The sequence below is a fragment of the Pseudomonas sp. 9Ag genome, from assembly GCF_902506445.1.
Taxonomy (GTDB): Bacteria; Pseudomonadota; Gammaproteobacteria; order Pseudomonadales; family Pseudomonadaceae; genus Stutzerimonas; species Stutzerimonas stutzeri_AB.
Map to the genome: position 1 here is coordinate 1869979 of NZ_LR733836.1, position 14335 is coordinate 1884313.

A 14335-nucleotide genomic window follows, 5' to 3' on the forward strand; every position below is an offset into this window, starting at 1 on the left:
ATGTCCGCTTATCAAAACGACATCAAAGCCGTTGCCGCTCTGAAAGAAGCAGCTGGAAGCAGCTGGAGCGCGATTAACCCTGAATCCGTAGCTCGCATGCGCGCTCAGAACAGATTCAAGACCGGTCTGGAAATTGCGCAGTACACTGCCGACATCATGCGCAAGGACATGGCCGAGTACGACGCCGACACGTCCGCCTACACGCAGTCCCTCGGCTGCTGGCACGGCTTCATCGGTCAGCAGAAGCTGATCTCCATCAAGAAGCACCTGAAGACTACCAACAAGCGTTACCTCTACCTGTCCGGCTGGATGGTTGCTGCTCTGCGCTCCGAGTTCGGCCCGCTGCCGGACCAGTCCATGCATGAGAAGACTGCCGTATCCGACCTGATCGAAGAGCTGTACACCTTCCTGCGTCAGGCTGACAGCCGCGAGCTGGACCTGCTGTTCACCGCGCTGGACGCTGCTCGTGAAGCTGGCGACAACGCCAAGGCTGCCGAAATTCAGAATCAGATCGATAACTACGAAACCCATATCGTACCGATCATCGCCGACATCGATGCTGGCTTCGGTAACCCGGAAGCCACTTACCTGCTGGCCAAGCGCATGATCGAAGCAGGCGCTTGCTGCATCCAGATCGAAAACCAGGTTTCCGACGAGAAGCAGTGCGGCCACCAGGACGGCAAAGTAACCGTTCCTCACGCCGACTTCCTGGCCAAGATCGCCGCCGTCCGCTATGCATTCCTCGAGCTGGGCATCGACAACGGCGTTATCGTTGCGCGTACCGACTCCCTGGGTGCCGGCCTGACCAAGCAGATCGCAGTGACCAAAGAGCCTGGTGACCTGGGCGACCTGTACAACTCCTTCCTGGATTGTGAAGAGGTCTCCGCTGCCGATCTGAACAACGGTGACGTGGTTCTGAACCGCGAAGGCAAGCTGCTGCGTCCTAAGCGCCTGCCGAGCAACCTGTTCCAGTTCCGCAAAGGCACCGGCGAAGCCCGCTGCGTCCTCGACTGCATCACTTCGCTGCAAAACGGCGCCGACCTGCTGTGGATCGAAACCGAGAAGCCTCATGTTGGCCAGATTGCAGCCATGGTTGACGAGATCCGTAAAGAGATCCCGAACGCCAAGCTGGTCTACAACAATAGCCCGTCGTTCAACTGGACCCTCAACTTCCGCCAGCAGGTGTTCGATGCATTCGTTGCCGAAGGCAAAGATGTTTCAGCCTACGATCGCGCCAAACTGATGAGCGTCGAGTACGACGAAACCGAACTGGCTCAAGTTGCCGACGAGAAGATCCGTACCTTCCAGAAGGATGGCTCCGCTCACGCCGGTATCTTCCACCACCTGATCACCCTGCCGACCTACCACACCGCCGCACTGTCGACCGACAATCTGGCAAAAGGGTACTTCGCAGATCAGGGCATGCTGGCCTACGTCAAAGGTGTACAGCGTCAAGAGCTGCGTCAGGGTATCGCCTGCGTCAAGCACCAGAACATGGCTGGCTCCGACATCGGCGACAACCACAAGGAGTACTTCGCTGGCGAAGCGGCTCTGAAAGCGAGCGGTAAAGACAACACCATGAACCAGTTCCACTAAAAGCTGGATCTGACCCAGACGCCGTCTGGGTCAATGGTCTGCAGATGCCTTGGCATCTGCCTAAAGGCTGCCCCTTAAAAGGGGCAGCCTTTTTGTTTGTGCAAGCGCTGCAATCTAGGCATGGGCATCACCTCAGTCGCCACGCGAGCTCCTCTACTTTGACATCCCCTAGCATTACGCTGCAGAGCAGCTGCAGATGCTCGGGAATATCCGTTCTGGATCGAAACTTGTGAGCGGGCTGCCGCCGCCCAATAAGGAATACTGTGCAGGCATACTCCCAACCTGCCGAACGCTTGGTTCATAGCGGTATGGCGCTAGCAAACTCCCCTGAGGCAGCAGAGTGACGCACCTGGCATCTCCTCAGAGCATCATGCCACTGGCAAGCAAAGAGGCGGACTTCCATACATCGAAGCAATGATTGTGGCGGCTGGGAGAAGGAACTGTGAGGAACAGATACACGCCGAACGCCCGTGACACGGGCGGCAGCCCTCAGGGTTATCGAGATGTGCGTCTTTCAGATAGCGCCTAGGGGCGATGGGTGCTGACGCTACTCACGTAGCACTCCCAAATAACAAGGCGCTCACGATTGACATAACCGCGTGGCGACAAAAGCAAAAAACCCGATGCCAGAGTCTGGCATCGGGTTTTTTATAGCTAGAAGGCACCTAAGACTTGCCAGGCGCCGGCTGAGCTAGCGAAACAAGATCATTAACGAACCTGTGCTTCGACTTCTGCTTCCACGCGACGGTTAATCTGACGCCCTTCTTCAGTGCTGTTGTCAGCAACCGGGCGGGTTTCACCGTAACCGACGGAATCGACACGCTGGCTCTCAACGCCGTACTGGTTAACCAGTACTTCGCGAACGGCCTGGGCACGACGCTCGGACAACCGCTGGTTGTACTGATCGGTACCCACCGAGTCAGTGTGACCCTCAACGGTAGTGTTGGTCTGAGGATACTGCTGCATGAAATCAGCCAGGTTCTTGATGTCGTTATAGCTTTCTTCGCGAACACGCGCCTTGTCAAAATCGAATTTGACGTCCAGCTCGACGCGGACCAGTTCTGGCTCTGGCTCTGGCTCGTTGTCGACCATAGGTGCAGGCGCTGGAGCTGGGGTCGGTTCGACCTGTGCAACCTGCTGCTGAGCACCACCACCGAAGTTCAGGCCAACGCCTACGCCAGCCATCCACTCGGCTTCGTCCGCGTCGATGTTGTACATGCCGTCAACACTTGCCTTGGCAAAGAAGTTTTCGGTGAAGTAGTACTTCACGCCAGTACCGACATTGGCAAAGGTGCTGTGATCACGACCGCCACGCGCGGCTTGACCGATGCTCTGGTGAGCTGCCCCGGCAGAAACATAGGGACGCAGACCGACACCTGGCTGACCGAAGTGATAGGTAGCATCAAGGGAAGTCAGGCTGCCTTTGATGTCCTTATGACCGCCCGCGCCAACAGGGTCTTGGGACGTCAAGTCATGGTATTCGCCATATGACAAACCAAGCGAAACGTCATCAGTCAGGAAATAGCTAGCGCCAGCCCCGTACAGTTCGCCGTCACGCTGCACATCGCGCGAGCTATCGGTGAAATAATGCTTACCGAATGCCTCCACCTCTACGGCACCTTGGCCTTGGGCCAGCGCGCTAATAGAAGTGGCGGCAACCAAAGAGCCAATTACAACGCCTAAGGTGTTTTTAAGCTTCATCCGTAAATCCCCATCTGGTGGTGAGTATCAGAACAATCTAAGGAAACCGGCTAACTGCAAGCCCAAGCTGTTCGCTAACAATAGGACAGCTTAATGCCATTAAGTTTCAGCGACTCCCGAGAATTTTTCGCGCAATTTATCAAGCGCTCGTTTGTAACGCATCTTCGTTGCGCTTAGTCCCATGTGCATGATGTCGGCAATTTCCTGAAACTCCAGTTCCGCGACAAAACGCAAAACAAGAATCTCCCGATCAATCTGATTCACATGAACGAGCCACTTGTCTAGCTCGGGCCTTTGTTCAACGCTGGGAGCCTTTTCGTCGGATGCTTCCTCGACAGGATCAAGGCTCAATGCATCAAGTAAACGCCGCTTGCGACGCTCCTTTCGGTATTGGGTAATGCACTCGTTATAAGTGATGCTATATAGCCATGTTTTAAACTTCGATTTACCTTCGAAGTTCTTCAAGCCATATAAAACCTTAAGCATCACTTCCTGACAGACGTCATCTGCGTCTCGGTCGTTTCCCAAATACCGCGCACATACATTGAAGAGCGTGCGTTGATAACGGCGCATTAACTCTTCATAGGCGCGTGTTATATGAAACAGCTCGGCATGGGCACGCTGCACCAGCTCCTCATCGGAGAGCTGGCGGGGGTCGTAGCTCATGGTCGGCAGTTGGGCTTTAGTCAAGACGCTTCGAACCGGCAATAATCGTGGCGGCCGTTTGCGGTAACCCGCAAAAGAGGCGGCGCACTTTAACAGAATACCGGGCCTAACGGCTGCCTACGCGCTGCTCAAGCAGCACTCTATTTGCAACCGAGATCAGCTCGCCCTCATCAGTGAGCAGCAAGGTTTTCGCTGTCCCGATCTCTTCAATCGAACCCTCCAGCTCTTCGATGCGCACCCTTTGGCCAACCTCATATAGTTCACGCACGTAGATGCCAGCGAGAATCTGACTCACCAGCTCTCGGCTGCCAAGGCCGAAAGCCAGCGCAACAGCCAACCCAATGGATATCAGCGCAATGGCAATAACGTAGTTGAGCAGCTCGGTCTTTACCTCGAGCTGACCGATTGCCACCGAGATGATGATGATGATCACCAAGCCTTGCGCAATCCGCCCGAGCCCAGCGGAGTATTCAAAGCCGACGCTCTCCGCAGCTCCTCTCACCAGCCCATTGACCAGCTGAGCCAGCAATATGCCAACCAACAGAATCAGCCCCGCGCCAAAAACCTTAGGCACATAAAGCGCGAGCATATCAAGTGTTGCCGAAACGCGGGCGAGGCCCAGGGATTCTGCAGCCGACACCAAGAAGATCAGCAACACGAACCAATAGACAATCTTGCCGAGCAACACCGAGATCGGCATGCGAATACCTGCACGCCCAAGCAGCTTTGTCGCCCCGGTACCGGCAACCAACCGGTCCAGTCCTATTTTGGCTAGGACCTTCGACAGCAGCGTGTCCAAAAGTTTGGCAACCACAAAACCGATAGCTACGAGCAACAGCGCCCCGAACAAGCGCGGGATGAATGCAGCGACGGGTTGCCAAAGAGCGCTCATAGCACCCAGAAAGCTCTGGCTCCAGGGATCAAGTTCCATGATCAATCGGCCTTATTGAAAGAGGTACGGGAATCGGAATGACGACGGGTAACAGCCGAGGTGTGCGGAGCGCCGCTATTGAATGCGATCATAACGCCCTGCAGCCAGTGGCCAATCAGGCCAAACAGGTCGCCAGCACCCACCTGTCGATTAGCTGTTTTCAGAACACGATCCAGACGGGCATCGTCGTGACGCTCCGGCTGCGTATTGAGCATGTCCCGCAGGGATTCTTCAAAGGGGTCGTGCATGGTATACCTCGACAACAGTGTGACTCTGACGGCACAGCCCTATGAGTAGTCACATCACACCCATTTCAGCCGGCGAAAGATCCACCACTGAAAAAACGCAACCGCACCAATGAGCACACAGGCTATTGCGAACCCGTAAGGGTTTTCGGAGCCAGGGATGCCGCCGACATTGATCCCGAGCAATCCCGTAAGAAAACTCATCGGCAGGAAAAAGCCGGTAATGATGCCGAGCAGGTACATGGTTCTGTTCATTCGCTCGCGCATTCGCCTTTCTTCGGCTTCAAGCACTAGATTGACGCGCTCACGAACCAGCTCCAGCTCTTCCAGATAACGAATCAACCGGTTACTAAGCTCATTCCAGTAGTCCGTATCGTCGTCGACAAACCACGGCAGTCGATTGCGTGTCAGCTGCGCATAGATTTCGCGCTGCGGTAGCAGGAAACGGCGCAGACCAGCCGCCTGGCGCCGCAATGACAACATCTTGTCTTGTGGCGGCGTGTACCGTTCATCCGTCTCGACTCTGTCCTCTTCGGCATCCAGTTTTTCGGTCAGGACGGCGACGAGTTGATCAACCCGATCGGTAAGCGCGTCAGCCAGGCTCAGTAATACTTCGGACGCTGTTTTCGGACCAACTCCAGTTTCCAGTTGATGAAGCACCACCTCGGTCGAGCGCAGCGGCCGCAGGCGCAACGAAATCACTCTGCGCGCATCGGCAAAAACACGTAGCGAAACCATGTCCTCAGGCTCGGCGTCGGGATTCAGGTTCACGCCTCGCAGGAACAACAGCAGCTCGTCGTCGGGCAGCGAAAGCAAACGCGGACGAGTATTTTCTTCCAACAATACGTCGCAGGCGAAAGCACTCAAACCGCTGTGGTTGCGCAGCCAAGCCTGTGCTTGTGCCTGACTTCGATCCCAATGGAGCCACAAGCTTTCATGCTCGGCCAATTCCAGAGTGGAGATGTCCGTATAGCCAATCCTGCGTGCACCGCCTTGCCCGTTTAACACAAGGGCATGCAGAAGCCCTGTACGCCCTAGTTCATCATGCAACGGTCCCGCCTCCTACAAATCGCAAAAAAGCCCGGCATTGCCGGGCTTGATCAACCGACGGCCGCTGCTCAATCAGGCATCTTGAGCTCTTCGGGCGAAACGATAATACCGTTGTTGTCGGCATACACGTATTCACCAGGGCGGAAAGTAACCCCGCAAAACGTCACCGGAACATTGAGGTCGCCGATGCCGCGCTTGTCGGTTTTCATCGGATGGGTAGCCAAGGCCTGAACGCCCAGTTCTGTCTGCGCGATCACGTCAACATCACGTATGCAACCATAGATGACCAGACCTTCCCAGCCATTGCGCGCCGCCTTTTCGGCAAGCATGTCACCAAGCAATGCGCGGCGCAGCGAGCCGCCACCATCAACTACCAGCACCTTGCCAGTACCGTCGAGATCCACCTGCTCCTTGACCAACGAATTGTCTTCGAAGCATTTGATGGTGACGATTTGACCGCCGAAGGAGTCGCGGCCACCGAAATTACTGAACATCGGCTCAACCACCTGCACCAACTCGGGGTAGGCATCGCAGAGATCAGGGGTGATGTATTGCATGGTAAGTTTCCTTATTCTTGAAACGCGTCCGGCGTTGGACGTAAACATCCACCATGGACAAGCAGTTCGCGCAACAATCTCTATCACCGAGTCCCGCAGCAATCGCTACAACAGCGCTGGCAAAGCCGCGCCTAACGCGACAGCGGTAGACGGCTGAGATTATGACGCGATGGAGATCAAGCAGAAGGGCGACAATCGCCCTTCTGCCGTTCTGCTGCGTTTATTTGATTTCGGCGTCCGCCAGGAAGAACCAGGTATCTAGTACAGAATCCGGGTTCAGCGATACGCTTTCAATGCCCTGCTCCATCAGCCATTTGGCCAGATCAGGGTGATCGGAAGGACCCTGACCACAGATGCCGATGTACTTGCCCGCTTTATTACAAGCTTCGATCGCGTTCGCCAGCAGCTTCTTGACGGCCGGGTTACGCTCATCGAACAGATGAGCAATGATCCCGGAGTCACGGTCCAGACCAAGCGTAAGCTGGGTCATGTCGTTTGAGCCAATGGAGAAGCCGTCAAAGAACTCTAGGAACTCATCTGCCAACAACGCGTTGGAAGGCAGCTCGCACATCATGATGATGCGCAGCCCGTTCTCGCCACGCTTGAGACCGAACTGTCCCAGGATGTCGATAACCTGGGAGGCTTCGCCCAAGGTGCGCACGAAAGGCACCATCAGCTCGACATTGGTCAGTCCCATCACGTCACGAACCTTGCGCATCGCACGGCATTCGAGCTCGAAGCAGTCGCGGAAGGATTCGCTGATGTAACGCGATGCGCCGCGGAAGCCGAGCATCGGATTTTCTTCTTCCGGCTCGTAGAGCTTGCCACCTATCAGATTGGCGTATTCGTTGGACTTGAAATCAGACAGCCGCACGATGACTTTTTTCGGCCAGAACGCAGCCGCCAGGGTGCTGACGCCCTCGACCAACTTCTCGACGTAGAAGTCGACCGGGTCGCCGTAGCCGGCAATGCGCTTCTCGACACTGCTCTTCACATCAGCCGGCAAGCCATCGAAGTTGAGCAGCGCCTTGGGGTGGACACCGATCATTCGGTTGATAATGAATTCGAGACGCGCCAGACCGACGCCTTCATTGGGCAGCTGGGCGAAATCAAACGCACGGTCCGGGTTACCGACGTTCATCATGATCTTGAACGGCAGTTCCGGCATAGCGTCGATAGAGTTCTGACGGATGTCAAAGCCCAGCTCGCCCTCAAAAATCAGGCCTGTGTCGCCCTCGGCACAGGTGACGGTGACCCGTTGGCCGTCCTGAAGCAACTCGGTGGCGTTACCGCAACCGACCACTGCAGGGATACCCAATTCGCGAGCGATAATGGCCGCGTGGCAGGTGCGACCACCGCGGTTAGTGACAATGGCGCTGGCGCGCTTCATCACCGGCTCCCAGTCAGGGTCGGTCATGTCGGAAACAAGCACATCGCCCGGCTGAACCTTGTCCATCTCGGAAACGTTGTGAATGATCTTTACCGGACCGGCACCGATACGCTGACCGATGGCACGGCCTTCGACCAGTACCTTGCCTTTCTCTTTCAGCAGGTAACGTTCCATGACGTTCCCGCTGCTGCGGCTCTTAACTGTTTCAGGGCGCGCCTGGACGATGTACAGCTGATTGTCATCACCATCTTTTGCCCACTCGATGTCCATCGGGCGGCCATAATGCTTCTCGATGGTCATCGCCTGATGGGCGAGATTAGCCACTTCCTCATCGGTCAGGCAGAAGCGCATGCGGTCAGCCTGGTCAACCTCGACGGTCTTGACCGACTTGCCGGCACTCGCCTCTTCCCCGTAGACCATCTTGATAGCCTTGCTGCCGAGATTGCGGCGCAGGATGGCTGGGCGGCCGGCTTCGAGGGTGTGCTTGTGTACGTAGAACTCATCTGGGTTGACCGCACCCTGGACAACAGTCTCGCCGAGGCCATAAGCACCGGTGATGAACACGACGTCGCGAAATCCTGACTCAGTGTCCAGCGTAAACATCACGCCTGCAGTGCCAGTCTCGGAGCGAACCATGCGCTGAACACCCGCTGACAGCGCGACCAACTTGTGGTCGAAGCCCTGATGGACACGGTATGCGATTGCACGGTCGTTGAAGAGGGAGGCGAAGACCTCCTTGGCAGCACGAATAACGTTGTCGACGCCACGGATGTTAAGGAAGGTTTCCTGCTGCCCGGCGAACGAAGCGTCCGGCAGGTCCTCCGCAGTCGCCGAAGAGCGAACTGCAACCGCCATGTGCTCATTGCCACCGGCCATTTCAGCAAATGCAGTTCGGATGTCGGCATCTAGCTTGGGAGGAAATTGCGCCTCCATGACCCAGCCGCGGATCTGCGCGCCGGCTTTGGCAAGCGCGTTGACGTCGTCCACGTCCAGCGCATCGAGAAGCTCATGGATTTGCTCGTTAAGACCGCTAAGCTCCATGAAATCACGATAGGCCTCGGCGGTAGTGGCGAAACCACCAGGTACCGAAACACCTGCACCTGCCAGGTTGCTGATCATCTCGCCGAGGGAGGCGTTCTTGCCCCCTACACGCTCAACATCATGATTGCCGAGCTTATCGAGGGAAACTACGTACTCTACCAAGGTGATCTCTCCACGTTGTGTTGGAAACTCGGTTCGTGCCCATCCGCGGCACGGTGGCCTGGCCCTGCAAAATAAGTAACAATGCCTGCCAATCGAGGCTCGGCGAAGGGGCCTACTATAGCTGAGAACCGTTCTTGACTTAAGGTCCCAAGCGCAATGAAACGAACTGCATTTTTCATATCCGACGGTACCGGGATTACGGCCGAAACGCTCGGCCAAAGCCTACTGGCACAGTTCGAAACCATTACTTTCACAAAGCTCACGCGGCCATATATCGATACGGCTGAAAAAGCGCGGGCAATGGTACAGCAAATCAATAAGGCGGCGGACAGCGACGGCGCCCGACCGATCATATTCGATACGCTGGTAAACCAGGAGATACGTGACATCCTGGCTGAGTCCAATGGATTCATGATCGACATTTTTTCATCCTTCCTTGCCCCGCTGGAACATGAACTGATGTCACGTTCTTCCTATTCCGTCGGCAAATCCCATTCGATCAGCCATAACGCCAACTACATGGAGCGAATTGACGCTGTCAATTTCGCTCTGGACAACGATGACGGTGCCCGCACGCACTACTATGACAAGGCCGATCTTATTTTGGTCGGCGTCTCCAGGTGCGGCAAAACGCCCACCTGCTTGTACATGGCAATGCAGTACGGCATCCGGGCCGCCAACTATCCGCTGACCGAAGACGACATGGAGCGGCTGCAACTTCCTACCGCCCTCAAGACCCACCGCGACAAGCTGTTCGGTTTGACCATTGACCCTGACCGTTTGACCGCCATTCGCAACGAGCGCAAACCCAACAGCCGCTATGCCAGTTACGCCCAATGCGAGTTCGAAGTTCGCGAGGTCGAGAACTTATTCCGTCGCGAGAACATCAACTACATCAACTCGACCCATTTCTCGGTGGAAGAAATATCCGCCAAGATTCTTGTCGAGAAAGGCGTGGAACGCCGGCTCAAATAGCTGCCGTTTTGCTAGACAACAAAAAGTCCGCTTTGTGCGGACTTTTTTGTTATTCAGCTCCAACCGAATCCGGTTCCGTCGCAAATCAGTCGTCGAGTGTCGTTATATCGTCAGAAGGTATCGCCGGGCACACACACACACCCCTCCATCAATATTCGAGCGCTGCGGCTCATGATCGCTTTGGTTACGGTCCACTGACCGTCGACCTGTTTTGCCTCTGCGCCGACACGTAGGGAGCCGGACGGATGGCCGAAGCGCACCGCCTGAGGCTCGCCGCCACCAGCAGCCAGATTGACCAGCGTACCCGGGACCGCAGCTGCCGTACCAATGGCCACCGCACACGTGCCCATCATCGCGTGATGCAGCTTGCCCATCGACAGAGCGCGGACGAGAAGATCCACTTCGGTCGCATCAATGGTTTTTCCGCTTGAGGTTCGATAGGTTTTAGGCGGCGAGACAAAGGCAACCTTCGGCGTGTGCTGACGGGTCAGCGCCTCGTCCGCGGTCTTGATCAAGCCCATGCGCAACGCACCGGCCACACGAATCGACTCCAGACGAGCCAGAGCATCCGGATTGCCGTTGATGTCCTCACGCAGTTCGGTGCCTTGGTAGCCGATGTCCTCGGCATTGACGAAAACTGTCGGGATGCCCGCACTGATCATTGTCGCCTTGAGCGTACCGATGGTGGGAACCTCAAGATCATCCACCAGGTTGCCGGTAGGGAACATCGAACTGCCCTCCTCGCCGTCGTCGGACGGATCGAGGAATTCGAGCACGATCTCGGCAGCGGGAAAGGTCACGCCGTCCAACTCGAAATCACCGGTCTCCTGCACCTGGCCGTTGGTGACCGGCACGTGGGCGATGATGGTTTTGCCTATGTTGGCCTGCCAGATCCGAACCACGCAGGTGCCGTTTTTCGGAATGCGCTTGGCGTCCACTAAACCGGCATGCAGCGCGAACGCACCGGCGCCGGTTGAAAGGTTGCCGCAGTTGCCACTCCAATCGACAAAGGGCTTATCGATCGACACCTGTCCATAGAGGTACTCGACGTCGTGTTCAGGCCGACTGCTCTTCGACAGGATGACGCATTTGCTGGTGCTCGACGTGGCCCCGCCCATACCGTCTATGTGCGCCGAATACGGGTCGGGGCTGCCGATCACGCGCATGAACAGCTTGTCGCGCGCAGCGCCCGGCACTTGGCAGCTTTCCGGCAGGTCCTGCAGCCGGAAGAACACGCCCTTGCTGGTGCCGCCGCGCATGTAGGTCGCGGGAATCTTGGTCTGAGGCTGATGAGCCATGAGTGACTCCTGGCTGAAAAATGAATGGGCCACAGGGTGGATCGCGTTTCACCGATCCACCGCTAGAGCAGGTCCGGTGGATGGAAAAACGCCATCCACCCTACGTGGTCGGACGGTCACGCCTGTCCGAGGAAGTCCTTGGCGAAACGCTGCAGCACGCCGCCGGCCTCATAAACGCCGACTTCGGCCGCGGTGTCGAGGCGGCAGGTGACCGGGACACGGGTCTCTTCACCGCTCTTGTGCCGAATGACCAGGGCCAGGTCGCAGCGCGGCGACAGTTCACCTTCAATATCGAAGGTTTCCGTGCCATCAAGACCGAGGGTCAGGCGGGTGGTGCCAGCCTTGAACTCAACCGGCAATACGCCCATGCCGACCAGGTTGGTGCGATGAATGCGCTCGAAGCCTTCGGCGACGATTACCTCGACACCCGCCAGGCGCACGCCCTTGGCAGCCCAGTCACGAGAGGACCCCTGCCCGTAGTCAGCGCCAGCCACAATGATGAGGTTCTGCTTACGAGTCATGTAGCTCTCGATGGCTTCCCACATGCGCATCACCTTGCCTTCCGGCTCGACGCGCGCCAGCGACCCCTTCTGCACCTTACCGTCGACCACGGCCATCTCATTGACCAGCTGCGGGTTGGCGAACGTCGCCCGCTGCGCCGTGAGGTGGTCGCCACGATGGGTCGCGTAGGAGTTGAAGTCTTCCTCCGGCAAGCCCATTTTCGCCAGGTACTCGCCGGCGGCCGAGTTCAGCAGAATGGCATTGGACGGCGACAGGTGATCGGTGGTGATGTTGTCCGGCAGGATCGCCAGCGGACGCATACCCTTGAGCGTACGCTCGCCGGCCAGCGCACCTTCCCAGTACGGCGGACGACGGATGTAAGTGGACATCGGACGCCAGTCGTAGAGCGGGCTCTTGGCTTCCTCGATGGTGCCCAGATCGAACATCGGGATGTAGATCTGCTTGAACTGCTCGGGCTTCACCGAGGACGCGACGATGGCGTCGATCTCTTCGTCGGACGGCCAGAGGTCCTTCAAAGTGATCGGATTGCCGTTCTTGTCGGTGCCCAGCACATCCTGCTCGATGTCGAAGCGCACGGTACCGGCGATGGCATAAGCGACCACCAGTGGCGGCGAGGCAAGGAATGCCTGCTTGGCGTAAGGGTGGATACGGCCATCGAAGTTGCGGTTGCCAGAGAGGACCGCGGTGGCATACAGGTCACGCTCGATGATTTCCTGCTGGATCACCGGATCCAGCGCACCGGACATGCCGTTACAGGTGGTGCAGGCGTAGGCGACGATGCCGAAACCGAGTTTTTCTAGCTCGCTCAGCAGCCCAGCTTCTTCCAGGTACAGCTTGGCGACCTTGGAACCCGGCGCGAAGGACGTCTTCACCCAAGGCTTGCGCACCAGCCCCAGCTCGTTGGCCTTCTTGGCCAGCAGGCCGGCCGCAACCACGTTGCGCGGGTTGGAGGTGTTGGTGCAGCTGGTGATGGCAGCAATGATCACCGCACCGTCCGGCAACAGGCCTTCGGCCTCCTCGGCCCTGGCCGCAGCCAGCATGTCTTCGTCGGCGATGCCACGCTCGTGCAGCGCCGAGGTAGGCAGACGCTTGTGCGGGTTGGACGGGCCCGCCATGTTGCGCACCACGCTGGACAGGTCGAATTCGAGGACGCGCTCGTATTCGGCGCCTTCCAGAGCCGTCGCCCACAGGCCCGTTTCCTTGGCGTACTGCTCGACGAGCGCAACCTGCTCCGGCTCGCGACCGGTCAGTTTGAGGTAATCGATGGTTTGCTGGTCGATGTAGAACATCGATGCGGTCGCGCCGTATTCCGGGCACATGTTGGAGATGGTCGCGCGATCGCCAATCGTCAGGCTGTCGGCACCTTCGCCGAAGAACTCGACCCAGGCCCCGACCACACGTTCCTTGCGCAGGAACTCAGTCAGCGCGAGGACGATATCGGTGGCGGTGATGCCAGGCTGACGCTTGCCGGTCAGACGTACGCCGACAATGTCAGGCAGGCGCATCATTGAAGGCAGACCGAGCATCACGGTTTCGGCTTCCAGACCGCCGACGCCGATGGCGATCACACCCAGCGCATCGACGTGAGGAGTGTGCGAGTCGGTACCTACGCAGGTATCCGGAAAGGCCACGCCACCGCGTGCCTGAATCACCGGCGACATCTTCTCCAGGTTGATCTGGTGCATGATGCCGTTGCCGGCCGGGATCACGTCGACGTTCTTGAACGCGGTCTTGGTCCACTCAATGAAGTGGAAGCGGTCCTCGTTGCGTCGCTCCTCGACGGCTCGGTTCTTTTCGAACGCATCGGCATCGAAACCGGCAAACTCCACCGCCAGCGAGTGGTCGACGATCAACTGAGTCGGAACAACCGGGTTGACCTTCGCCGGGTCGCCGCCCTGCTCCGCGATCGCATCGCGCAGACCGGCGAGGTCGACGAGCGCGGTCTGGCCAAGAATGTCATGGCAGACGACGCGTGCCGGATACCAGGGAAAGTCGAGGTCGCGCTTGCGTTCGATAATCTGCTTCAGCGAATCGGTCAGCGCTTCGGGCTCACAGCGACGCACCAGCTGTTCGGCCAGGACGCGGGACGTATAGGGCAGCTTGTCATAGGAACCCGGTTGAATAGCTTCGATCGCCTCACGGGTGTCAAAGTAGTCAAGCCCAGTGCCTGGCAAAGGTTTGCGGTGTTCTGTATTCATGCC

Annotated in this window: 11 protein-coding genes; 2 read left to right on the top strand and 9 right to left on the bottom strand. The window is 57.5% G+C overall.

All coding sequences use genetic code 11. The features are described from left to right. Nucleotides 1-1596: an isocitrate lyase gene (locus ALTERO38_RS08225; protein ID WP_102836327.1), complete on the top strand. Its 1596-nt coding sequence runs from the start codon at nt 1-3 to the stop codon at nt 1594-1596. Nucleotides 1597-2304: 708 nt separating this feature from the next. On the opposite strand, the gene ALTERO38_RS08230 is transcribed toward ALTERO38_RS08225, so the two are convergent. The 7 genes from ALTERO38_RS08230 to ppsA all read right to left on the bottom strand — a co-directional run bounded on the left by ALTERO38_RS08230 (nt 2305) and on the right by ppsA (nt 9339). Beyond that, nucleotides 2305-3297 (bottom strand): OmpA family protein, encoded by a 993-nt coding sequence (locus ALTERO38_RS08230; protein WP_102836326.1) that lies wholly within the window; start codon nt 3295-3297, stop codon nt 2305-2307. A 99-nt stretch (nt 3298-3396) separates the two neighbouring features. After that, entirely contained in the window at nt 3397-3987 is a 591-nt protein-coding gene (gene sigX / locus ALTERO38_RS08235) for an RNA polymerase sigma factor SigX (RefSeq protein WP_159967987.1), read from the bottom strand. Nucleotides 3988-4069: 82 nt separating this feature from the next. Continuing rightward, nucleotides 4070-4894, bottom strand: a complete 825-nt coding sequence (locus ALTERO38_RS08240) for a mechanosensitive ion channel domain-containing protein (RefSeq protein ID WP_148926100.1) — start codon at nt 4892-4894, stop codon at nt 4070-4072. Between the two features lie 2 nt (nt 4895-4896). After that, entirely contained in the window at nt 4897-5142 is a 246-nt protein-coding gene (locus ALTERO38_RS08245) for a CrfX protein (protein ID WP_102836323.1), read from the bottom strand. A gap of 54 nt (nt 5143-5196) precedes the next feature. Further along, on the bottom strand, nt 5197-6189 hold the full coding sequence (locus ALTERO38_RS08250; protein ID WP_148926101.1) for a zinc transporter ZntB: 993 nt from the start codon (nt 6187-6189) through the stop codon (nt 5197-5199). Between the two features lie 68 nt (nt 6190-6257). Continuing rightward, nucleotides 6258-6746, bottom strand: coding sequence for a ribonuclease E activity regulator RraA (rraA, locus tag ALTERO38_RS08255; protein WP_102836321.1), 489 nt, complete (start codon nt 6744-6746; stop codon nt 6258-6260). A gap of 220 nt (nt 6747-6966) precedes the next feature. Continuing rightward, nucleotides 6967-9339 (bottom strand): phosphoenolpyruvate synthase, encoded by a 2373-nt coding sequence (gene ppsA / locus ALTERO38_RS08260; protein ID WP_148926102.1) that lies wholly within the window; start codon nt 9337-9339, stop codon nt 6967-6969. Between the two features lie 156 nt (nt 9340-9495). Between ppsA and ALTERO38_RS08265 the strand changes: the two genes are divergently transcribed. Continuing rightward, nucleotides 9496-10314: a pyruvate, water dikinase regulatory protein gene (locus ALTERO38_RS08265; protein ID WP_148926103.1), complete on the top strand. Its 819-nt coding sequence runs from the start codon at nt 9496-9498 to the stop codon at nt 10312-10314. 110 nt (nt 10315-10424) lie between these two features. Here the strand turns inward: ALTERO38_RS08265 and prpF are convergent, their stop codons facing one another. Continuing rightward, nucleotides 10425-11612, bottom strand: a complete 1188-nt coding sequence (gene prpF / locus ALTERO38_RS08270; RefSeq protein WP_159967989.1) for a 2-methylaconitate cis-trans isomerase PrpF — start codon at nt 11610-11612, stop codon at nt 10425-10427. 116 nt (nt 11613-11728) lie between these two features. Next, nucleotides 11729-14332, bottom strand: a complete 2604-nt coding sequence (gene acnD, locus ALTERO38_RS08275; RefSeq protein WP_159967991.1) for a Fe/S-dependent 2-methylisocitrate dehydratase AcnD — start codon at nt 14330-14332, stop codon at nt 11729-11731. Between the last annotated feature and the right edge of the window lie 3 nt (nt 14333-14335).